Genomic DNA, 23,154 nt, shown 5'->3' on the forward strand with positions numbered 1-23,154 from the left:
CTCCCTTCATCTCATCTGAATAAATTCCTCGACGGTTAAAACCGTTTCCTTAAATCCCAGTTTCTCTGCCAATTGTGTAATTCCGGGAGCTTCCACTTTGGCTTCTCTTAAAATATCCTTCTGTGAAAATACGTATCTTGTATCTCCATCGAGAAGGACCTTTCCTCCATTAAATACAATCGTTCGCTCAAAGTTCTCTGCAACAAAATCCATATCGTGAATAATTGTCATGACGAGTTTATGTTTATTCTTTAACGCTTGGATGATTTCCCGAATCTTTTCCTTCCCATGAATGTCCTGTGCAATCGTCGGCTCATCAAGAATAATGATGTCGGTATCCATCGCAACAACGGAGGCAATACACAGCAGTTTCTTCTCTGATAAACTTAAATCATGGGGATTCATCTCTAGTTTATCGTCTAGTTCAACCATCTTTAAGGCCTGAATAGCTTGTCTTTCTGCGATAAGCTTACCCATTTTAATATTCAGCGGGCCGAACATCACTTCCTCCAAAACCGTCCGTTTAAAAATCTGGTCATTTGGATTTTGAAAAACAAGCCCAATCGTTCCAGCCATCTCGGCGGCTGTGGTTTTCATTTTCACATCAACGTTATGAATCAAAATATCCCCATTATCCGGTTTCAGCAGACCCTTCAACAGCTTGACGAACGTCGTTTTTCCAGCGCCATTTTGACCGATAATGGCGGTTGAACGCTGATCAAACTCCAAATTTATTCCCGCAAGTACGGGGGCTCCACCCTTGTTATAAGAAAAGGAAAGATTAGATACTTTTATCATACAAGTGGAACCCCCCTCCTTAATACCCTTTCCGCTGCCTCCAAGGTAACAGGATAACAATCGCTGCCGTCCTTTTTAACACCCAAAGCCTTACACACTCTCGTATAAACGGGGGCCAAGACACCGTAAGCTTCCAAATCATCTCTTGAAAAGATTATTTCAGGAGGAGCAACATCCACAACTTTCCCGTCATTGAGTAGTAAGACTCGATCGCAATACTGAGCAACCTTCTCCATTTTATGCTCTGCCAGCAAAACAGTAATCCCCTGTTTGCTTAGACTTTGAATCGCGTTGAATACCTCCTCAGATCCCGTCGGGTCGAGCTGGGAAGTTGGTTCATCCAGCACCAGGATGTCCGGCTTCATCGCTATGATGCTCGCAATTGCCATGCGCTGCATTTGTCCACCCGATAAGGCAAAGGGATTATGGTCCTTTACGTGCTCAATTTTAAGCAGCGTTAACACGTCGTCAATCCGATCTATCATTTCTTTTCGAGGTACGCCGATATTCTCGAGCCCAAAGGCAATTTCCTCATAAACCGTCATTTTTGAACCTGTCACCTGGGTGAACGGATTTTGGAACACCATCCCTACCTTTAAAGAGATGTCAGCGAGCGAATGATTTTTCACTTCCAGCCCGTCAACCAAGACTTTTCCGCCATATGCTCCCTTATAAAAATGAGGAACGAGACCAACGAGTGCTTGGCATAGCGTCGATTTACCTGATGAATTTTTACCAATAATGCCAATAAATTCTCCTTTGTTAACTTGGAACGAAATATCATCAAGTGCTAGCGTGTCGGATAATGGATATTTATATTTGAGACCTTGAACAATTATTTTGTTCATACAAAAATCCTCCACGTTACAGCGCAAACTATTAGCAGCAGCATTAGGGACTGAATCACTCTGCTATGATTATAGGTTTTTTCCTCATATAAGTATGTTTTCGGGGCACTGGAATTAAACCCTCTCACTTCCAATGCCATTGCCCGTTCCTTGGTGTTAATGAGCGACCCTAATATGACCGGGCCTAATAACGGTAGGAAAGCCTTGGTTCGGACGAACAAATTTCCCTCCGTCTCCATTCCCCTAGCCCTCTGCGCATCCATAATCGTGCCCATGCTCGCAATCATTTCAGGAATAATTTGAAAAACCGAAACAATAACATATCCAATTCTTGGCGACATTCCTTTACGAACAAGCGTCTCGACAAGGTCCGATGGTTTCGTTGTCAGGACCAAAATCATGAAGGAACTGACAATATTCGTCACCCGGAGCGTAATCGTCAAGGCATATAGCAGCCCTTCTTTATACATGACAACTGGACCAATTTGAAAGAGAGCGGTCTCATTTTCCGGTTTAAACAAGCCTTGGATGATAACGACTGTGATCAGCACGAGAAAAACAAAACTAAACACAGGAATGGTTTTTCGAATAACTTTCGCCGCTATCAATAACACAATGCTAATTCCCACACATATGAAAGAGGTTGTGAATGATGGCAGAATAATCGGAATTATAAGAGCAAAGAGTATATATAAGAGTTTAGTGATGGGATCGACATCATGAATGAAAGAATCCCTTTCCACATACAAGCTAATCGATTTCAAAAAGCTTCACCGGCTTTCATTTTCAAAAAGAGGCTAATCTAAAGTCTCTATTTTTTCATTATTGTTATATAATTGCACAACATTTCGTGGTAATCCTTTGAAAATACCAAAACTGATTAGCACAACTAATAATTTATCTGGCACGTCGACCACCAGTTCATCAAGTAACGAGGCCAGCCAAATAGAATCGGTTTTTGCTAAAACAAAAGCATAAAATGCGTCACCCCAAACATTCCCTGTTTGTCCAGCCCAGAGACTTATATTAAGCGGAGTGGAAACAACCGTCGCGACAAGCCCAATAATTAAACCGGCAACCACCGCTTTCAGCCAGCTAGAAATATAGCCTTTGAAAAATAGAATCCCAACTGCCAAACCAATTGCGACACTTGTAATCGCATAAATAAAAGAAATAGGATCGGTAAAGCCATAAATAATGTTATTAATCGCACCGGCTAAAGCGCCGACAATGGGGCCTCCCAACATCGCTGCTAGGACTGTGCCGATGGAATCTAGCCAAAGCGGCAGTTTTAGGAAGGCTGCAATTAATTTACCAATATAGTTGACACCTACCGCAACAGGAATTAGAACCAATGCGGCTGTAGATAAACGTAACGACCACATGCTTTGTTTTTTCATTGAAAAAACCCCCTTCTAATTTTTATAAATAGATTCATAGGAAACAATCGCTTCGAGTGCTGTGAGAATCTCTTGTTCTTCCCCACGTCTACTATTGTTTTTCTCATCAATGTAATCATTGATTCCCCCTTCCAAATCCCCCTCTTTTTCGACCACGACATTTAATATGGAAGCGGTCTTAATACCGCGTAATCCACCAATCACAAATAGTGCGGCTGTTTCCATATCAGAAGCTAGAATTCCTTTTTCTGACCAAAACTTGTCAATTTCTTGTTCTTTATCAGTATAAAAACTGTCATGACATCTGACAATACCTGTATGATTTGTTGATTGATTCTTTTTGGCTGCATTCATAACATGAAAGAGCAATTCGGGGTCTGGAATAGCTGGATAAGCCTTGTTAATATAGGCATAGGAGGCACCATCATTTCTCACGGCACCAGAAGCAATTACCAGATCACCCAAACGCAAATGTGGCTGCAGGGCACCACAGCTTCCGATACGAATCATTACTTTTACGCCAATATTTTTTAACTCTTCGATAGCAATTCCTGCGGAAACCCCGCCAATTCCCGTCGAGGAAACGAAAATTTTGACACCTTTATATGAGCCGATGATTGTTTTGTATTCCCGGTTGTAGGCAAGTTCTTCAGTATGGTCTAAAAATTTAGCCACTTCATCGACACGTCCTGGATCTCCTGGTAGTAACGCGTATTTCACCTCATACCCATTTCCAATTCTGATATGCGGTTGTAAGATATTTTTCATTTACGTCGACTCCTTTTTCAATCCCCTTAATATTCAGTTTTCTATATTTATGTTTTGTTTTTTCTTCTATTCATTATCGTGATGATTCTGATTAAAGTGTGGGTAAATGGTGTCACAATCTAGTAGGGTCGAGGTGATGTAGGGAAACATACTATTGTTTAATATTTTCCTCCATTGTTTAAAGAAAGAATTTTCAATTATTTATGATAATTTTACCAAAATAAAGAGTCTTGGTCATCTATTTAAAGAAAAAAGTGCCTAACACCCAAAATGATGTCGGCACCTTTTCACTTATTTAATCTTTATTTTTACATTGCCTTTGATCCAAGACGGAAAGAAGGTCAACTCTAGTGAAATCGGATTAGTCAGCTGCTTTATGTCTTTAATGTGAACTCCAATTTCAGTCATCCCTTTCTCTTCTGTACTATATAAATAGCTCCCCTCTAAGATTACTTCCTTTCCATTCCCATCTGTGATTAAAGTTTATTAAATATTCCAATGAAAAACAATTAACTGTTGAGAAAAATAGTTAAAAGCAGGCTATTCAACCCTTACTATATTACTTGGAGAATTAATTTTTCTTGTTTAACCGTTTTGTATTTCCTTAAATTTAACATAAGAAAAAGAACTTGGATTCCAAGCTCTTAACCATTTAACTTTTTATGAGACTGACGCCTTTATCTACAAGATAATTCCTATTTTAGATTGTCTTCAATAAATTCTTTGAACACGTTCCCAGTATCCTGCAACGTGATTAATTCCCCGGAAACTTTACTTCCCGGTAAATTTTTCGAAAGTTGGATTCCAAAAAAAGTCCTTTGGCATTTCCAAATCGGACCGACTATTTTTATTTTATCCTTTTCTCGCTTTATTATCACTGAAATAATAGAAACATATCCAGGCATAAAAGGATCTTTTCCGTACTTTTCTACTTCTATAGTAAGCTTTCGGTCTCTCTTTACACAGAGATCCGCATATTCACTTAATAATAATTTACTATGCTCATAAAAAGAATGTTCAGTAGTATTAATTAACTCATTTAAGTCTGAAGAAAAATCCGTTTGTAAATATTTCACTGAAATGTTCCTTTCAAGATATATTCCAAATTTTGTATAAAAATAGTTTACCACTAACTCCTGTTTTTCTAAAAACTAGAACAAAATAGAATAAAAGTACTGTATTATTTACGGCCGCAGGCCATCATGAGGGAATCTCCACAACTTCTACATAAGTTCCCTATAAGTTCTACATAAGTATATTTTAATATAAAGGTAAGTTAATTAGGGAATGGTTCGAAGAGCTCATTTCTTAAAACTTCCCATATTTTGATTGGTGCCTGACACCAATCTATTTTTTTTGCCTAAAATCCATCTTCACAACTTTCACACAAGTTCCTTATAAGTTCTTCATAAGTATATTTTATTATTAAGGTAACTTAATTAGGAAATGGTTCGAAGAGCTCATTTCTTAAAACTTCCCATAATTTGATTGGTGCCTGACACCAATCTATTTTTTTTGCTTCCATCATCCTGTATTGAAACACCCCCTTTCTCTCCACATACCAATTTACACTACTTTAAGTGAGAAAGAGGCTTTACTCCTTCTTGAAGTAAAGCCTCCGATTGCAAATAGACCAATTAGAAAAGAAACACTTAATGAATCCAGGAACCTGTTTAAAGAATTTCATTCCCTCACCTTTTTGTAAATTATATTAATTTTTCTAAATAATAGTATAATATTGTATTTCAAAATTTTGAATGACTAAGGACATTTATTTCTTTTAAATTTGGAAAAAGTAAACATCAAATCTTTCGTCAAATATGAAATTCTTAAACTCTAGTCCCATAATTTCATATTCCCAAAGAATACTTCAAGCAAAATGGGAATATAGCACCAATTTTGTTACAAATATTACAATAATGTTGTATTATTTGTTATATAATTGTAACATTAATAGAAGAATTATCCAAAACACATTCCGTTTGGAAAGGAAGGGGATACATATCCATGTAACTTTTTCCACTATTTATATAGATTACTAAATAAAAGGAAATGAGGAGTAAAAATGAAAAAAGTCGTTAAGTCCATTACATTAGCAACCAGTATATTATTACTAGCTTCACCAGCTACATCATTTGCTAAAACTGCCATTACAACCAATAGTTCTGTGAAAATTAAAAGTCAGTGGGAACTAAAAGGTGGCAAGTGGTATTTCCATAACAATAACGGAGAGTATAGGAAGGGATGGGCATTAATCAATTCTAAATGGTATTTCTTTGATCAAAAGGGTGTTATGCAAACGGGATGGTTAAAATATCAAAATAAATGGTACTATCTAAACACAACAGGAGCGATGGCCACTGGCTGGAAACTAGTAAACTCTAAATGGTATTACCTAGATGGAAGCGGAGCGATGGCGACAGGCTGGCTGAAGGATAAAAACAAATGGTACTATATGGAATCATCAGGTGAAATGGCATCCGGATGGCGCAATCTAAACTATAATTATTCATTCGGCTGGTACTATTTCAAACAAACAGGTGAAATGGCTACCGACTGGATTAAAGATGGAACAAAATCCTATTATCTCTTACCAGATGGGAGATGGGCTCATCATGTCATCGCTAACGGGTATTTTTATGAAGATAATAATATGAAATATCCTGGCAATGAAATCATTAAAAATAAAGTTGAACAACTAAAGACATTGTTGTCACCTGGGCTAACGAAAGAGGAAGTAGAAAAGCAGACTTCAGGAAGCCTTTATTCAGTGGATTCAACCGGCTCATATTGGGAATATTCATTTTCAACGAATAATAACGATAGCTTCGATACAATCCAAAATGGTTTTACAAATTTATCTCCTATTGATTTGGGAACCGGAAAGATTTCCATTAAAGTTCTCCTTTCTTGGGATGACAATAATAAAGTTCGTGGTGTGGCCATAGCCTATTTCAGCACAGATCACCGACTCCATTTATATCAACACGCACATGATACAGAACGAGATGTAGTATGGTTTGGCAATTTGATTGATTAGCTAGAAAAGTAGACTCTTCAATTAGAAAGGCTATCGATCACCTCCGTTAATCAGACAGTAATAAATAAATGAATAAACAGCCTGAGTTCAATAAGAAAATGACTCAGGCTGCTTAATTTTTTCAAAGCTCTTTTTATCTAAGGAAAAACAAAAAACTTTTTATTTCATCCTGAATACATCACAGCGTGGAACAAACGGAGTCTTTTATTAATTTACATAGTTTTGTCCTCCTTGTGTATCCCTACATTAACTGCCTCTAATAATTCAACTAACAAAAAGGGAGTTTCTTCTTTAATATTTTCCATAAAAAAATGCGAAACCTTTGTCATTAGTTATCGCATCATGATACATCATTATTTTTTCACATATTCTGAAGTAAATCCATTCGTTAATAATGTGATGGAATCATCCCAAACCCTATTTTTGCTAGACTTTAATACTACTGCAATTAACTTTTTTCCATTGCGTTCGGCTGAAGAGACTAGACAATATCCTGCCTCATCAGTAAAACCGGTCTTTATTCCATTTGCCCCCTCATAATAAAACGCGCTACTTGAATTCAACAGCTGATTGCTATTTTGATAAGTGATTCCCTCATCTGAATACACCTTATTGCTCACAATCTCTTTGAAATTTGAGTTTTTCATTGCTTCGTTTGCAATCTTCCCTAGATCATAGGCAGTAGAATAATGATTGGGATGATGCAATCCATGAGGATTCATGAAGTGAGAGTCTATTGCTCCAACCTCTTTAGCCTTTTTGTTCATCATTGAAACGAAATAGTCTAACGCTTTTTCCTCTGAAGCTTGAGGGTTACCCATTTGTTTTTTTGCTATATAGATGGCTATCGTTCTAGCAGCGTCATTACCGGAAGGTAGCATTAAACCGGCCAGCAATTCTCTTAAAGTGAGAACTTGCCCTTCTTTAAGCCAGGCTGTACTTTCACCATCAGTTTTGAATTGAACTTCTTTACCAACCGTAATTCGATCATTTAAATTACCATATTCAACAGCTAATAATGCGGTTAAGATTTTCGTTGTACTCGCAGGAAAGAGCCTTTTATGATCATTTTTTGCATAAATAACCTTCCCTGATTCCAAATCTAATAATAAAGCCGCTTCAGCTTTAATAGAAAAATTCGAACTAATGGAATCTATTATATTTTTTCTAAAATCTTCATGAATGTCTTTAATCCCTGTGATTTGGCTAACAGAACCCAATAAAATTAAAACAATCAATCCAATCACTACATTTTTTATTTTCATAAAATCAGCACTCCTAGAAAAATGGTTTAGTCCAAATATAGCCATTATTTCTAAAGAGAAATGAAAATAAACATAAAGAAAACCTAAAGTATTCCTAATGAACGCTTTTACAAATAGAAAAAAATCGCAGGAAAGTTGTCTTTGGTTGTTCAAATTCAACTTCAACGATCAGTTGGTAACGGCAATTGAACTTGAAAAATCGTTTCCGCATCGTTACTTGACACAATGATTTCCCCTTGGTGCAACTCCACGATTCCTTTTGCAATCGCAAGGCCCAGACCGGTACCACCTGTCTCATCCGACCTTGACTGTTCCACACGGTACAGCCTATCAAAAATATGGGGGATTGCATTGGTGGGAATGGCTTCCCCATAATTGACAACCTTTACGAGTACGAACGGATCTTTCTCCTCGACAACGAGGTCGATTTTTTTTCCCTTCCTTCCATATTTAATCGCATTTGAAATAAGGTTTTCAAAAACTCTCATGATTTTATCAGGATCTGCCTCAATCATCAGTTCATCGGCAGAGGTTTTTAATTCTATTTCCATATTCGCCTTTATTAATTCAGGATGAAATTGCGCCGCTAGCTGTTTAAGCAGCTCAATTAGATTAAGGGGTACCCGTTTTAAGGCAAGGTCACGATTATTGATTTTGGTAAACTCAAACAAGTCGTTCACCATGCTATTCAGCCGTATGGATTTTTCATAGGCAATATCAACAAAATACCGGAGCTCCACTTCATCTCTGTATTGATCTTCCTCAATTAAGCGTAGATAGCCGATGATGGATGTTAATGGCGTCCTTAAATCGTGCGACACATTCGTCACCAGCTCGTTTTTCGATTGGGTCGCCTTCTTTTCATCTTCAATTAACAACTCTAACTGTTCCTTCATTTGATTTATGTTTTGTGCTAACGGACTTAATCCCCCATGTTTCCAAATCGGAATCTCTATATCAAGACGTCCTTCTGAAATTTCATCTACCGAACGGCTTATTATCTTAAAGTACGATACCATATTTTTGATTGCTAAGGCATAATAGATGACCGTCAAAATAATCGTTCCTATGAAAAATAAGTACCAAAATCCATAAGCATCCCTCATATTGGCGTATAAATAATTTACTTCTACCGGTAAAGGGATATATATATATATAAATCGAATGATATATGCTAGTATGACAGTTGAAATTCCGGCACCGAGCAGACTATATAGTAGATATGAAAGTAATCTGGTATAAATGGAGGTTGATTTTTTATCCATCAATTTTGTACCCCACTCCCCAGATGGTTTTTATCAATTTATAGCCTAATTCCTTTTCCAGCTTTTCACGTAAATTGCTGATATGTACCATTACCGTATTGTTTGAAGAATAGTAGGTTTCCTTCCATACAAGTTCAAAGATTTCTTCACTGCTAAAAACTCTGCCAAGATTCGATACCATAATATAAAGAATCGCAAACTCTTTTGAAGTTAGCGGAATGGAATGCCTGCTAACTTTTGCTGTATGAAAGGTTTTATTTACCTCAAGACGTCCAACCTTAATAATCTCGTCTTCTAACCGTTCCTCTTGGTAGAGATAAGTCCTTCGTATCAAAGTTTTTACACGAGCCACTAACTCTAAGGGATTGAATGGTTTTGATAAGTAATCATCTGCCCCGCTCATTAATCCAGTTATTTTATCGATATCCTCTGTTTTGGCACTAATCATCAAAATGGGAACATGATTTTTCTCCCGTAAAATCCGGCATACTTCCATGCCATCAATTTTCGGCATCATGACATCTAGTACAATCAAATCGATCTTTTCTTTTTCAAAAAGAGTTAAGGCCTCTTCGCCATTAAAAGCTCTAGAAATTTTATAACCTTCATTTTGCAAATAAATAGCAATCAATTGAACAATTTCTTTATCATCATCTACGATTAATATATGTCTCATTGCCATAATCCCTTTCCTTATTCAACCAACCGTTATGTCGTATGAGTATTCTTGTTCATCATACCAAATAAAACCACATTAACAAGGAATGTGGTAGATAAATATCGGCTTAACCATTTTTATAATAGTTGGTGGTGTCATAGTATATGAGGCGTAGTTGCCCTTATGTTTGATAGGGAAGCTTTCCTATTTGCCAAGAAAAAAGCGACCTTCTTTTTGGAAGTATCGCAGCCAATATAAACTCACAACCTCATATTTTTTTATTGTAAGGAAATTCATTCCCAAGCATTTAGGTTACTATCCTTATTGCTTTTACCTTTTTTAGTTTTACCCAGCGAGTCTTGTTCATTCCCTGTAACAATTTCTCGGATCCATTAGCCAAAACAGGCTCAGCGCCAATTAATATCTCCGTACTTCGAGACCCAGTATAGACTCTATTTACTAATTCCTTTCCATCAAATAATTCGAGCGTAATGATTTGTCCAACCTCTAGATCTGCTAAAATGGGCAGCCTGTTCAAAAAATATTGTTTATTGTAATGGTCAAACTTCTTATCAATCAGCCTGGTACCCAATATGAATGCTATGATACTCATGATCAAGGACCACCAGCCAAGGTTTTTTAAGTATGTGTCTCCGACATACAAAACCACTAACAGAAAAGTAATTTTTAAAAACCAATAGAGGAACTTCATTTTAACGCCCTTTCGAAAAATCAACAATTCCTCTATATTCCTCGATAATTGAACAAGGCAAGTCAAAGCATCCGTCACTGTTTGGCGGAAATTCAACAACTTTAAAAACAGCATCTAAATTTAAAGGGCCATAAATATGCGGAAATAACTTATCAGAATTATATAAGTCCTCAAATACAATCTTTGAATTTACCTTTTGTTCTTCAATACATAAAAGGTAAAGTTCTTTTTTTCCTTTATACAAAAAATTAGCAACTCCAATAACTTGTTCTAAGGTAGAACAGTGGATAAAGCTATCTTTCTCCAAACTCACGGGGCAATATTGTCCATCTACTAACGCCTTTTCCCAATCGGAAAGACTAATAATGTGTAGAATCATCTTCCTAACCCTCCTTGGATAACTGTCTAAAAAAATAATTCTTTCTCGCTGTTAAAATACCTTTATTCTAACCTTAACCTTCTCTAGTTATTATTTCTGCGTATACCGCTTTTACATTTGTCATGCTTTTAATTTATTCCGAAGTTATTTCTATTAAAATAGAAAAAGGGCAGCCTGATTATTTTGACAGCCCTTATCTTAAAAATTGTTTAAACTAATGTCCACTTTACAGATTTTTGAGCAATGGTATTAGTTAAAATATTTGCTTTAAAATGAACACAGCAAAGACAAATCCCCCTGCACAAAACGATATTATAGCAATGTCCTTATGCTTTAACTTAAGTTGATATAGCCCTACCGCGACCAATAATAAAGCTTGGGAGAATTGCATAATTGGAAGTAAAAGATTATCATTTTCGGGATTAATAAGTGAATATAATCCAATACCGATTACAATCAAAGCAATAAAAACAATAATAAATCTGAACATATTTACACTCCTAAAAGGTTGTCGATTAAATTTATCATTGATTTTTCTTCCCACTTAATTATCTTCTATCTTTTTGATAACCTTGCCGCTTTGATCATAAAAAGTGAAGGTTTGCCCTGAAGGTCCTTGGCAATCATATGCATCAGGTTGTATATTTAGAAACCATAATTTCATTTCTTTAGCTTCCTGAAAATAGGGTGCTAACGGTAGCATTTCGGTATCAGTTTTCCCTATTCTACCTTTAACAATATCAGGATTTTTCGTAATCACTGTTGCAACACAATTGTAGCTTAAATAATATTCGCTATTTTTTTCATTCATCTTTTTTATTGTTTGATTATCAATCTGATAAACGCTTGGACTCATCCAAAGAAAAAGTTCTTTTTGAAAACGAAGCTGATAAACATTGTTTTCACCCGCTAAAATAAGTAACTGTTTATCATCTGGTTCAATTTTTTTAGCATTCGCTAGAAATTCCTTGGTCAGTCCATCTTCTTTGCTATCACTCAGCCAGGCCTGATACGCTCGTTCCTTTGTAAAATAACCTTCTTTAAAAAACAAATCCCCCGTTTTCAAAAAATAAATGAACCAAAGTAATAAAAAGGAAATTACTATGAAAATTAAAATTCGTGCTGCTTTCATTACTATCCTCCTTGGAAGCTATAAGTATATTAGAAACTATTATTATTCCTGAACTCCCTTTTACTCTCTAAGAAGTCTCCCTAGAAAAACCTTGAACTAGATGTTCTTAACAAAATGCTTAAGTTCACCACTCCTAAGACTTTTTCATCATAGTGCCTCTCTTAATTCAATTATTTTCCTTTTCATAAAAATGTGTATTGTTTCGTTAAAGTATAAATTTTCCATCTGCATTTCGATTATAACAGAATTATTAACCTCTAAAAAAAAAATTTATTTTCCTGGGAAGATTTGAACAAAATTCAATCTGAAAACGATATTATTAAATTTCCATTATTAATACGGGTTCAGTCCCTAACCACTAATCTTAGAAGAGGACTGACCTTATTAGAAATATTTTAGATTCCTAGCCTTCCTGGATTTCTTTAATGCTTTTACCTCCTAAAAAGGCATGACCAGTAACAAACTTCTTTGCTGTTTGGAACCCATATTTTGAGTAAACCTTTTCAATCTTCTCATTTATCGGAAAAACCCATAAATCTTCTATTCTCTTTTTCTTTACTTTTGCTTGCAGGAAATAGATAAGTTCGCCAATCAAACCTTTCCCTCTGAATTCTTCCTTTGTCGCTACGCTCTCCATTCGAACTTGATCCCCATGCTCAAATAAACATGCTGTCGCACATGCTTCACCATCATAACGAAGAAGATAATGGGTAAATGCAGGGTGTTTAAACTCTTCTGTAAAAGCCTTTCCCCTTACTTCCCTTCCACCAAACTCCTTAATACTGCATTCAATTTCTAATGCTTCATTAAAATTATCTTCCGTCACTTTTTCAATAATAATTCGATCACTTCTCTTGTGTTCATTGATTTCCTTGTTCCAGATTTGTATCGGACTAACTAATTCTTCAAAATGAAATTTGTAAGAAGTTAATTCATCAATCAATTGTGATTTTTTTTCAATATCGAATATATAAAAGCGCGGTGTAATGTTTCTTTCCTTATAGAAATGAATCACTTCTTCTATAACGGCCCTTGGATTTTGCGGGACTTCATGAATATGAGCATGATTAGCATCATAATACTTCGGCAGGTTTTCATTATAAAAAATAAAACCCCATGATGTATTTATTCGCTTTGCAAAGGTGTCAAGGTATGCAATATCCAGCTCCAAAACCTTTTGTAGTATGTTCAATATGTTCTCCTCCATTAAACTAAATCAAATATTCTTTATGTTCTTACGTGGATCCTTAATGATTAAATGGCAGACACAATATTGTCCTGATGTAAGATGGGAACAGTTTGAAAAACATTTAACCGGCTGCAATGCTTAAAGTCTGTTTCAAAACGACCCTACATTTTATCAGTGATTCACACATTTCACTTAAAGGAATGGGCTAAACGCACAGGAAATGTGTGAACATATAGCATACACTTTAAAGCTCATTCATCCATTTGAATTGTAAACGGTTCAGTTTGAATTAGCTCTTTTATTTCATTTTCTGATTTAATCAAAATTCTTAGCTCTTTGGCCCCTTGAACAATTCGCATTGGATTTAGCATTGAAACAGACAATTCTCCTTTAGCATTAGGTTGAAAAGTAGTTTCTCCAATCATTTCCCCAGCGTTGATTTCAACATTCTCTTTAGGACCAAAAGTTACCCCGCCATGATTATCTCTTTCAAGAGTAATACTATAGGTTTTTTCTGGACTAAGTCCTTTTGCCAACACAGAGACTTTAATAGACTGTTTTTTATCATTAATCTTTACACATCCATGGCCATCTGGAAGTAAAATTTCTCCGTTATCTTGAATGACTTTCAATTCAGTTATCTTGACTTTGCTCTTTTTAGAATACGGCATTTTGGTAATGACAATTGGTTTATTGGGATTGGCTTTTGGAATTTGCTGTGGCCCACTGCTATTTGGCATCGATTCCACACTCTTTGCTTCTGGCGGAAGTGGATCATTTACATTGTCCATAATGATGATTTTCTGTTGGTTTCTATCTCCGTTTACTATTGGTTTCTTTTCAGATTGTATATGTACCCGTGCATCTTCTGTATGGGCACAACCAAATAAAGCAGCGCTGATTATCAAAATTAAGGATATTAAGAGTAACTTTTTCATTTATCAACCCTCCCTTATATAAAATAGACGATTTATATTTCTTTTATGTTTCTAATTATTTTGAAAATCTTCTTTACCTATTCTTCGTTGGCTAAATAAGAAAAAAACGATACTCATAAGTTATAGTATCGCGCCCGTTAATATTTTATTTCATCCGTATATTTTTTTATCCAAGCAACGATTAATCAAACTTGGCATTTCCATTTAGGCTGTTTCCGATAAACATTATTGCGTTAGCAGAAAAAGAGTACCAAATGGCCTTGTAAAAACGAAGTCAATTCTTGTAATAGGACTATTTTACAATTCTAATTTCCGAAAACGGAAATAAAACAAATTCACTCTTCCCTACAATATTTTCTTGATTTATGAATCCCAAACCATTACGACTATCCGTACTGTGCAATCGGTTGTCGCCCATCACAAAATATTGGTTTTTAGGAATCACAATTGGACCAAAATCTTCAGTGAACCTACTTCCTTGTTGTTTAGCTAATTTTAATTTTTGAGACAGATAGTTCTCTTTATATAATTCCCCATTAATAAATAATTGATCACTGTTCATTTCAATCTTATCCCCAGGGATACCAATGATTCTTTTCACATATTTTTCATTTGGCCCATTAATGATGACAATGTCACCTCTATTAAAACTGTCGGTATAATAAATTTTATTTACAAAAATTTTTTCATGATTATGTAGTGTAGGTTCCATAGAAGCGCCATCCACTATGTAAGGAGAAAATAGAAATGTCCGAATAACCAATGCTAATCCTAACGCAATAAATATGGTTTTAACCCAAGCTTTTAATTCACCTTTCGTTTTAGAACCCAACATTTTCAATCACTCCCTATATTATTTACCAAAGTTTCCACTTGTTAGTAAAATATTCAACATTGCTGAATCAGAATCCTTCTTAATTCAGGTTTATTTATATCGATGAATGAGTGAGTTAATTTTCAACAAAAAAACAGAGTGACATTGATTGCCACTCTGTTATATCGTAACTTACTATTCCAATGTGCTGAGGGATTCAGTCCACATGAAAATGAACTATTTGCAACCAACCGTTTGCTGTATGATTGAAATATGAAATTCTAAAGATATTCTGTACACATTTGGATAATCTTAAGCCACTTTAATGGCCTTTCCAAATGGGACCCTCGGTAAGAATGCACCGGGAACGAGCCAAAATAATTCATAATTAACTCGATCCATTTCTTCAGAAAAGAAACCTGTTACATCGGTGATATAAAACAGTGTATCCACTTGCTCTTCTGTTGCCCACTCAAGGGCTAATGTATAGGAAGATTTCCCGTGTGTATAGTATTTAATCGTATCACTTTTTACCGGAGAAATGCTCCTGATTTTGAAATCTGCTTGAACCAAAATCGTATCTGGCTTTAATTGTTCAAACAATTTAATGATGTTATTGATGAGAATCGCTGGTGCTTCATTTGTGGAAGTATCCACGACTAATGCCACCTTTTTGTCTTGACGCTGCTGAATCATCGAAAGTATCGTTTTATGCCATCTCACACCATTTTCCCCCTTTCTGAATGTACCAACCTTTTTATTTTGAGTTATTGGGAAATGGTTTATGATTGGATAATATCGGCAGCGAACTACCTTTCAACTAAGCGGAAACTAAAGTCCGTTTTGCATAATAAAAATTCAAGGTTAGGCAAAAGCTAGTTACTGTTATTAATTTTTACAGGTACGAATTGAATAGCTCGTTTTCTTAGGTTACCTTCGATACCTTGCCCCACATGTGAACGCTGTTTTCATTTTCATAAAATCATGCATCAGTGCAGCTTTTCTCCCTTTATCTGTATACCTATTCATTTTGGAGCGCAGGCAATCCATAAATTCGTAATCACATCGGCAAGGTGAAATCCCTCTGCTTAAACAGCGGTCATGTCCCATGCAGCAGGCATCGACATCATTAATCGGAGCACCAGGGCCACTGCAGCCTGGGCCACACCATCTATACCCGGGGAAAATGCAGAATCCACGTCTTTTCCTTTGCAAAATCAACAACTCCCATTACAGTTTCATGACATACCTGTAAGGTCAGGTACAACATTGATCAATATCAGTTTCTTTACTAATAAATTATGAAATTTCAATAAAATTGAAATGGTAAAATCCCCATGCATGTCCATTTTTCGAAAAACAATTTAGATGTTCATTACCCAAGAATTATTAGTTCCATAAACCCAAACTTATTATTGGACCTAAAAAAACCGCAGTGAACGACACTAAGACTTTTCTTTAATTCGACGCAACTTACAAGTGCATTAAAAAAAGCCCTATTCTGTTGAATAGAGCTAACACATACTCACTTTATTTTTGCCATAATTCTTTGAGCGGTATAATCCTTCATCTGCTCGATTTAACAACGAATCTTTATTGTCCTCTGGCTGAGAATCTGCTACTCCAAAGCTTGCTGTCAGCCTTCCAACCTCTTGGAATTCATGTTCTGCGACCTTTTGTCTTAAATATTCTGCAAGCTCGGTGGCATCTTTGCCGGAGACATCCGTAATGATAATAAATTCTTCTCCACCCCATCGACCAAAAAATTCACGTATATCGAGATTCCTTTGAATAAGTTCAGACAACTCGATTAAAACGGAGTCACCCACATTATGACCATAAAAGTCATTGATTTTTTTAAAATGATCAATATCAAAAAAGATAATCGAAAAACTTATGTTCATGACCTTAGAATCCTTTAACTTAATTTCAAGCCATTCATCAATTCGGTGGCGGTTAGCGATTCCCGTTAATGAATCTACATAGGCGTGCTTATTAAAAAGCTCCATTTTTGTATAGGCCTTGAACACATGCTGGGCGTAATAAAGGACAATAATATAGACCAAATTAGAAAAGTAAAACTGGAGAAGCGAATCAATGGATTCAGCGGGTAGCTTGTTCATGTACATGACTCCACCCACCACAGTAATGGCAAATATACTGATGGAAAAATAAAGCCCTTTTTTTATCCCCAGTGTTAAGAAAATAAACATAATATAGATGGGCATCCAGACGATAAAATCCCCTAAAGACCCTCCTATTTTACCAAGGTAGTTAATAACTGCATCATAAAAGGTCGATACATGATAAAAACTAACCAAAGCTAAATTGGAAAACTCGGCAAACCGAACGTACCGATTCTTAAACATCAGAACCCAACTGATGATGAACCAAAGGGTGAGTGTGTTGTTGACAATGAAATTAAGTTTATTTGCGGCGTCCATATTTTTAAGAATGGTATTTAAAATAAATGCGATTATTATTAAGGGCACAACCCCCAGAAATATCTTTCTTTTAAGTTCAGCTAGTGATTCAAATTGTTTAATCATCGATATGATCATCTCCTAAACCAATCAATGAGATTAGTCCCTCTGAATCCTCAAAAATAAGCAACTGGCTGGCATAGTCCTCCACCACTTTCATTCGGTGGTGACCTTAGCCCCTCTAGCTTTGCGTCTTTATCTTTCAATAAATTAGCCCTATCAATTTTATTTCCACAGGTGCCGAAGAAGTTTTGCTATTTTCTGGATGCGATTTTCCCATTTGTAAAATACAATCTTTATTTACCTATTGTAATCGATATTTTGTAGTTTTTATATATCATTTTATGTCGGATTGGAGTACGATTGTCGATTATTTCTGCATTTAAAGGATTCAATTTAACCACATAGAATGTACCTATTTAAAAAAATATTGTCGGATATTATTATATCCGACAGCAAATTTTGAAGGATAAATTTGAAAAACTTATGATTTTCTATTCGCTTAAAAAAAAGGATTTTCTGTATCGATAAAGGGGGAATGATCTGGATGGAAAGAAAGACTTTTTTGATAATGTAATTACCTTGCTTTGAACCAGAAATTGGCGGCAAGCTTTAGGCAATAAAACTTGTAGAAAACTTCTTAATTTGCTTTTTTCTTTAATTAAATACCAAAAAATGTTGATACAACAAAGACAATCCACATGAAATTCATACACTTAGATATAAGCCTTCAGTTCAACGGAACGATCTAACCTACTTTTAACTTTCCTTTTGGGGCGTGGTTCTGTTATTCATTAACTTTATCACATGCTCCTTGGGGCTCCAGCAATTAAATTTATAGTTCGTTTTTGTTTCATAACCTAACCGGCTGCAATAATATTTCATTCCTTCTGCTTTTTTCTCTGCTTTTAAATGCCGGCATGTTGCACAGCAATGGAAATCTTTCATAAACACATACACCTTTTTCTTAACCCCTTTGTTTCACAATATGGGGCAAATGCGATACTAAAGCGTCAATTTACTTCTTCAACGGTTGTACATCAAGAAAAACGGCGACCCTCATTTTGAAGAATCGCACTCGTTTGTTGAAAAAGACTCTTATACAGATTCGTTCATCATCTTCATAAAGTATTTCGGGGATTCAGTAAATCCTTGTCGAGTATAGAACCTATGTGCATCTACTCTTCTTGAATGGCAATGAACTTCAATTCTGTCGCAATTTCTTTTTTTAGCTAAATCAGTACAATATTCTTCAATCTTACGCCCAATTCCCTTACTTCTAATGGTTGTATTAACTGCAAAATAACTTATCCTTGCGAAATCTCCTTTTACCGCTAATTGAGGTATAAAATGCAATGAAATAAAAGCAAGTACTTTTTCATCCTCTTCATAAATCAATAATTCCTCATCTGGGTGAATTAGAAGTTTTTCTATTTTTTCTTTAATGAAAGTCTCAGTATTTGGATACCCCAATTGGTTTAACAATTCGGATAGTGCTTTCCAATCGTCAACTTTTGCTTTTCTAATCCCCATTTGTTCCACTCCCCAATATAATCAATTTATACCACGAATCCCTTTATTGAAAAAATTCCTGTAGTAACTTATCCTCGTCCAAAAATCTCAGTGCCTTCTTCCGATAAACCTCATCATGCAAATAAGTATATCGATTCGGTTTTATCGTTGGCGCGATTTCAATGGCTTGGCGGTATTCTTCTTTATTTAAGCCAAGCCCTTTCACATAATCGAAAAAACCGGTCCTTGTGAAAACTTTCATCATTCGTTCAGCTCGGTGCTCTTGCACATTAGCCATTATATATGTGGCAATTCCAACTTGAATTCCATGCATTTGCGGCTGCAGCGCAATTTTATCGAGTGCATGGGAAATCAAATGCTCCGAGCCGCTGATTGGCGAACTGTTTCCGCTAATGACCGTCGAGATGCCGCCCAGTGTAAGTGAACTGATCAGTTCTTTTAATAAAATTGGATCTCTTATGTCGGTCATTGGTGTCCGAATAAAGCTATTGACTACTTTTTTACTCAGCATATAAGCAAAATGGTTTACCCGGGCAGCACCATGTTTCTCCTCAAACTCCCAATCATAAAGAGCTGTTATGTTGGAGAGCAAATCACCGATCCCTGCCAAAATAAAGCGGTTAGGTACATGCTGAATAATCTCAAGGTCGGCAATAATTCCATATGGGACCCTTGCCGGAACCGTCGTTTTCTTTTTATTGACCACCAAGGAACAATTGCTGCTAGCAAAGCCATCATTGGACGCTGACGTTGGGATGCTCAAAAATGGGCTCCGCCTTGAAAAAGCTATGTATTTTCCATAATCAATTACCGTCCCGCCTCCCATGGCAATGACCACATCATAACGCTCCATCTCAAAAGCTTTTTTAATTAGATCCTGGATATCTAAATCAGACGGCATGAGCAGCGCTGTTATCTTCACTTCCGAGATGGAGTCAAGAATATCCTGCCGGTAAGTTTGATAGGTAAAGTCATCGAACAAGAACACGGCATTGACAAAGCCATGTTGTTTCAAAATCCGCTCAAGGCTAAAAACAGTTCCTTTGCCAATCTCCAAAATCGCAGGAATCGGAACACTCGTAACAGGTGTTAACACTTAAGACATCACCCCTTTTTCAACCAAATAATCTTCCACTTCTTTAAAGGTATCGACCGGGACAAAAGGTACCTTCTTTTCACGGAGTATATCCTGTAATCCATTTTTAGCAAAAGTAACATCGGCATACTGGGCGGGGTGGGAATCAGGCTCACTATCACCAATAAAATAAACCGTTTCATACTCTTCCTTTAATTTCTGAATCACCTTGGATTTATCGATGCCATAACGCTCGGAATAATGCCATTGCTTTTTGTCGATGTTCATATGTACGTTCTTCTCACGATAATGCCCATCATTGGAAAAAACCTTTACATTCTCAACATGATATTTTTTTAATATATGATAAATATAATAGTCAGTACCAGCACTCAATATATAAAAATCAGCACCGCTTTCTTGAACCTTTTTTATAAAATTTGGTACATATTCATCGATGGGGATGGATAGTGTATCCTCAATAATTCTATCTTCCTCCTGATTGATGGATTTGAAAACCGTAGCTAGGAAATCAATATCCTTGATTCCTCCAGCTTTCCACTTTTTAAAAAGTTCCCGGCCTTGCGGAAAGTATTTGTCCATCATTACGATATAGAAGTCCTGTTTAGAAATCGTACCATCAAAATCAGAAACGAACGCCCATTTTTTCACTTAGTCACCCTCCATGATCATTTTCATACTTTTGTATAATACCCAAAATATCACATAACGCGAATACTACAAAATAAGAAAAGCGCAAGCGCCCTGGTCAGCGACGTAAGGGCTGGACTGAACCGACTGAGATAAAGGAAACACGGTGAGCGTTAGCGAACCGATGTTGACTTATCGTAGGGAGGTGAGGGAAGCACTCTAGTCGCTAGGGCGCTGGAGCTGGACATTTCTCAAAGTCGAAAATTTTCTTTCCTATCTTTAAATAAATGGAGGAATTCCCTTTGACTATTAAAACTTAAAAATTTTTGCCAAAGCTTTCATGGACTCTGGGCTGCACATTTTAGCAAAATGGTTCTTAAGCTCCGCTTTCGCTACTTCGACAGTAATACTTTCCAGAGCCACCTTATGATTTTCAGCCCAATAATCTATCGTTTCAAAGGAGGTACTGCTCCAGCCATTTATCTCGCCCATTGCATTTGTCTTTTTCTTTGTACCGGAGACAACAATCTCCATGGATCCCTGTAGCTCTAACAAGGCATTATCAAATAGCTTTTTCTTTTCTTTATCTTTCATACCTGCTTTGGCTCTGAGCAATCTCGTATCGATGCCTTCTTCCCCACGAATCAGTGTAAACAATTCCAACGCTTCTCTTGAAACAAGGCCATCTTCATAACGATTTTTCAATGAATGGCTTGAGCCTAATATTGCTTTTACGAAAGGAAGGAGTTCCCGTGAAATTAATATAGATTTTTTCTTGATGAATTTACCGTAGGCAGCAACACCATCTACCGGGAAGTTCGCACGCCACATCCATGGATCAAATTCCGTATCCGAATGCCAATGTTCTTTCAAAGTAATACTATCTAGCGACGGATAACCAGGTATTAATTGTGCCAGAGGCAGTAAACCAACTTCTTTAATCACTTCAATCGCTTCTTCATATGTACGTATCTGATAATCTTTCAAAATAATCACTCTCCTGAATTTTCTCTCTTAATACTTTTAGTAAATTTCTAATCACTTGATGCTGCAAATGTTTTATGCAAAAGGTAACCAAATATTTTATTTTGGTGCCATCGTGGCCTCATTTGGTTTTCTTTAACCAATCTTCAACCTTTTTCTCCATTAGTTTATCTAAATCGACAACATTTCCCAAGTCACTAATGGTCCTCCATAATCTTCATATTTACCCAATATGTATATATTTCTTTTACTATACTCTAAATCCTTTAAAAGCCAGCCCTTTATTTTGACAAAATCAGACTCAATCCCTATGATAAACAATCGATTAAATGCTTTATCTCTTATTTTGTAAAACCAACCTTTTCCTTTTTCACATTAAGGTATGTTATCATTCTACGTAATACCGAAAAGGGAAGGATGAAGAAGATGTCATTAGAAAGTGTAAAAGAGCATTTGCAACAATGGAATCGGGTAGCAGATATGATGGAATTTGAAACCTCGAGTGCTACCGTTGAACTTGCAGCCGAAGCAATCGGTGTCATCCCTGCCCGTATTGCGAAAACACTATCATTCAGGAGTGACCATGAAAAAGCCATCTTGATTGTTGCTGCTGGAGATGTAAAAATCGATAACAAGAAATTTCGTCAAACCTTCGGCTTCAAAGCCAGGATGCTTACGCCTGATGAGGTACTCGAGCAAACCGGACACGCTATAGGCGGAGTTTGCCCGTTTGGCTTGAAAAATGAACTCGATGTGTTCCTCGATGTCTCTATGAAACGCTTTGAAACTCTATTCCCGGCATGTGGCAGCACAAACTCTGCCATTGAATTGACAACAGATGAAATTTTCCAATATTCACTTGCAAGGGAATGGGTAGATGTTTGCAAGGGCTGGGAAGAAGCTGAGCCTAGAGAAAGTGTAGTTTTAAATAACGAGGTATAGTACAAATAAAGAATGATAGGTCATTTTTTATGTAAGTAGTACAAGAAAATAAAGTGGATGCCCTTTCACAGCTTGATTGAATTGCAGCTGCGAATATAATCAATCTAATTAAACACCTTTAAGCTGTAGTCCTGAGCGATGTCTTTTTATTTATCCGTGAATTTGCTTTTGTTTCTATTGTTAAAGCATTGATTTTCTCCCTTTTCAAATATATTTTTTTATATTAACTTTTTCGAAAATTATGTTAAATTAATGATAACAATTTTGAAATGCAGGTGAG

25 protein-coding genes and 1 riboswitch are annotated in these 23,154 nt (G+C 36.2%); of the genes, 2 read left to right on the plus strand and 23 right to left on the minus strand.

Annotated features, from left to right (window positions below; all coding sequences use genetic code 11):
• Positions 1 to 6: 6 nt before the first annotated feature.
• The 6 genes from RTR43_RS11320 to RTR43_RS11345 all read right to left on the minus strand — a co-directional run bounded on the left by RTR43_RS11320 (position 7) and on the right by RTR43_RS11345 (position 4,890).
• Positions 7 to 798 (minus strand): energy-coupling factor ABC transporter ATP-binding protein, encoded by a 792-nt coding sequence (locus tag RTR43_RS11320; protein ID WP_312471966.1) that lies wholly within the window; start codon positions 796 to 798, stop codon positions 7 to 9.
• Positions 795 to 1,646, minus strand: coding sequence for an energy-coupling factor ABC transporter ATP-binding protein (locus tag RTR43_RS11325; protein WP_312471968.1), 852 nt, complete (start codon positions 1,644 to 1,646; stop codon positions 795 to 797). Before RTR43_RS11325 ends, RTR43_RS11320 begins: the two co-directional genes overlap by 4 nt.
• Positions 1,643 to 2,410 (minus strand): energy-coupling factor transporter transmembrane component T family protein, encoded by a 768-nt coding sequence (locus RTR43_RS11330; RefSeq protein WP_312471971.1) that lies wholly within the window; start codon positions 2,408 to 2,410, stop codon positions 1,643 to 1,645. Before RTR43_RS11330 ends, RTR43_RS11325 begins: the two co-directional genes overlap by 4 nt.
• Before the next feature lie 33 nt (positions 2,411 to 2,443).
• Complete coding sequence (locus RTR43_RS11335) at positions 2,444 to 3,046, minus strand: ECF transporter S component (protein ID WP_312471972.1); 603 nt, start codon at positions 3,044 to 3,046, stop codon at positions 2,444 to 2,446.
• Between the two features lie 15 nt (positions 3,047 to 3,061).
• Positions 3,062 to 3,814 carry a nucleoside phosphorylase gene (locus RTR43_RS11340; RefSeq protein ID WP_312471974.1) on the minus strand — a complete coding sequence of 251 codons (753 nt, stop codon included), beginning with the start codon at positions 3,812 to 3,814 and terminating at the stop codon, positions 3,062 to 3,064.
• A 695-nt stretch (positions 3,815 to 4,509) separates the two neighbouring features.
• Positions 4,510 to 4,890, minus strand: a complete 381-nt coding sequence (locus RTR43_RS11345) for a hypothetical protein (RefSeq protein WP_312471975.1) — start codon at positions 4,888 to 4,890, stop codon at positions 4,510 to 4,512.
• A 989-nt stretch (positions 4,891 to 5,879) separates the two neighbouring features.
• On the opposite strand from RTR43_RS11345, the gene RTR43_RS11350 reads away from it, so the two are divergent.
• Positions 5,880 to 6,854: a cell wall-binding repeat-containing protein gene (locus RTR43_RS11350; protein ID WP_312471977.1), complete on the plus strand. Its 975-nt coding sequence runs from the start codon at positions 5,880 to 5,882 to the stop codon at positions 6,852 to 6,854.
• A 353-nt stretch (positions 6,855 to 7,207) separates the two neighbouring features.
• Here RTR43_RS11350 and RTR43_RS11355 read toward each other — a convergent pair whose 3' ends face one another.
• From RTR43_RS11355 to RTR43_RS11440, 17 genes are all read right to left on the minus strand, one after another.
• Complete coding sequence (locus tag RTR43_RS11355; protein WP_312471979.1) at positions 7,208 to 8,119, minus strand: D-alanyl-D-alanine carboxypeptidase family protein; 912 nt, start codon at positions 8,117 to 8,119, stop codon at positions 7,208 to 7,210.
• A 161-nt stretch (positions 8,120 to 8,280) separates the two neighbouring features.
• The gene (locus RTR43_RS11360; protein ID WP_312471980.1) at positions 8,281 to 9,384 is read right to left on the minus strand and encodes a sensor histidine kinase; all 1,104 of its coding nucleotides are present in this window, start codon (positions 9,382 to 9,384) and stop codon (positions 8,281 to 8,283) included.
• A complete protein-coding gene (locus RTR43_RS11365) occupies positions 9,377 to 10,060 on the minus strand; it encodes a response regulator transcription factor (RefSeq protein WP_396954569.1) in 684 nt (227 codons plus the stop codon). Before RTR43_RS11365 ends, RTR43_RS11360 begins: the two co-directional genes overlap by 8 nt.
• Before the next feature lie 289 nt (positions 10,061 to 10,349).
• Positions 10,350 to 10,655, minus strand: a complete 306-nt coding sequence (locus tag RTR43_RS11370) for a hypothetical protein (RefSeq protein ID WP_312471983.1) — start codon at positions 10,653 to 10,655, stop codon at positions 10,350 to 10,352.
• A gap of 100 nt (positions 10,656 to 10,755) precedes the next feature.
• On the minus strand, positions 10,756 to 11,133 hold the full coding sequence (locus RTR43_RS11375; RefSeq protein WP_312471985.1) for a DUF952 domain-containing protein: 378 nt from the start codon (positions 11,131 to 11,133) through the stop codon (positions 10,756 to 10,758).
• Positions 11,134 to 11,386: 253 nt separating this feature from the next.
• Entirely contained in the window at positions 11,387 to 11,677 is a 291-nt protein-coding gene (locus RTR43_RS11380) for a DUF6637 family protein (RefSeq protein WP_483870155.1), read from the minus strand.
• Positions 11,678 to 12,184: a hypothetical protein gene (locus tag RTR43_RS11385; protein WP_312471989.1), complete on the minus strand. Its 507-nt coding sequence runs from the start codon at positions 12,182 to 12,184 to the stop codon at positions 11,678 to 11,680.
• Positions 12,185 to 12,668: 484 nt separating this feature from the next.
• A complete protein-coding gene (locus RTR43_RS11390) occupies positions 12,669 to 13,457 on the minus strand; it encodes a GNAT family N-acetyltransferase (protein ID WP_312471990.1) in 789 nt (262 codons plus the stop codon).
• A 248-nt stretch (positions 13,458 to 13,705) separates the two neighbouring features.
• Positions 13,706 to 14,392 (minus strand): hypothetical protein, encoded by a 687-nt coding sequence (locus RTR43_RS11395; protein ID WP_312471991.1) that lies wholly within the window; start codon positions 14,390 to 14,392, stop codon positions 13,706 to 13,708.
• A 292-nt stretch (positions 14,393 to 14,684) separates the two neighbouring features.
• Positions 14,685 to 15,227: a signal peptidase I gene (lepB, locus tag RTR43_RS11400; protein WP_312471992.1), complete on the minus strand. Its 543-nt coding sequence runs from the start codon at positions 15,225 to 15,227 to the stop codon at positions 14,685 to 14,687.
• A gap of 291 nt (positions 15,228 to 15,518) precedes the next feature.
• The gene (locus RTR43_RS11405) at positions 15,519 to 15,929 is read right to left on the minus strand and encodes a vWA domain-containing protein (RefSeq protein WP_248737191.1); all 411 of its coding nucleotides are present in this window, start codon (positions 15,927 to 15,929) and stop codon (positions 15,519 to 15,521) included.
• Positions 15,930 to 16,136: 207 nt separating this feature from the next.
• Complete coding sequence (locus tag RTR43_RS11410; protein ID WP_312471993.1) at positions 16,137 to 16,421, minus strand: phospholipase A2 family protein; 285 nt, start codon at positions 16,419 to 16,421, stop codon at positions 16,137 to 16,139.
• A gap of 299 nt (positions 16,422 to 16,720) precedes the next feature.
• Positions 16,721 to 17,755 carry a GGDEF domain-containing protein gene (locus RTR43_RS11415; protein WP_312471995.1) on the minus strand — a complete coding sequence of 345 codons (1,035 nt, stop codon included), beginning with the start codon at positions 17,753 to 17,755 and terminating at the stop codon, positions 16,721 to 16,723.
• A gap of 56 nt (positions 17,756 to 17,811) precedes the next feature.
• Positions 17,812 to 17,915: riboswitch (cyclic di-GMP riboswitch) on the minus strand.
• 872 nt (positions 17,916 to 18,787) lie between these two features.
• On the minus strand, positions 18,788 to 19,222 hold the full coding sequence (locus RTR43_RS11425) for a GNAT family N-acetyltransferase (protein ID WP_312471999.1): 435 nt from the start codon (positions 19,220 to 19,222) through the stop codon (positions 18,788 to 18,790).
• A gap of 43 nt (positions 19,223 to 19,265) precedes the next feature.
• Positions 19,266 to 20,318, minus strand: coding sequence for an iron-containing alcohol dehydrogenase family protein (locus tag RTR43_RS11430; protein WP_312472001.1), 1,053 nt, complete (start codon positions 20,316 to 20,318; stop codon positions 19,266 to 19,268).
• On the minus strand, positions 20,319 to 20,969 hold the full coding sequence (locus RTR43_RS11435) for an MtnX-like HAD-IB family phosphatase (protein WP_312472004.1): 651 nt from the start codon (positions 20,967 to 20,969) through the stop codon (positions 20,319 to 20,321).
• A gap of 288 nt (positions 20,970 to 21,257) precedes the next feature.
• On the minus strand, positions 21,258 to 21,935 hold the full coding sequence (locus RTR43_RS11440; RefSeq protein WP_312472006.1) for an AlkZ-related protein: 678 nt from the start codon (positions 21,933 to 21,935) through the stop codon (positions 21,258 to 21,260).
• Between the two features lie 423 nt (positions 21,936 to 22,358).
• Between RTR43_RS11440 and RTR43_RS11445 the strand changes: the two genes are divergently transcribed.
• Positions 22,359 to 22,874, plus strand: coding sequence for a YbaK/EbsC family protein (locus RTR43_RS11445; RefSeq protein WP_312472009.1), 516 nt, complete (start codon positions 22,359 to 22,361; stop codon positions 22,872 to 22,874).
• Positions 22,875 to 23,154 lie beyond the last annotated feature (280 nt).

The organism is Neobacillus sp., from assembly GCF_031988165.1.
GTDB classification, from domain to species: domain Bacteria; phylum Bacillota; class Bacilli; order Bacillales; family Cytobacillaceae; genus Neobacillus; species Neobacillus rhizosphaerae.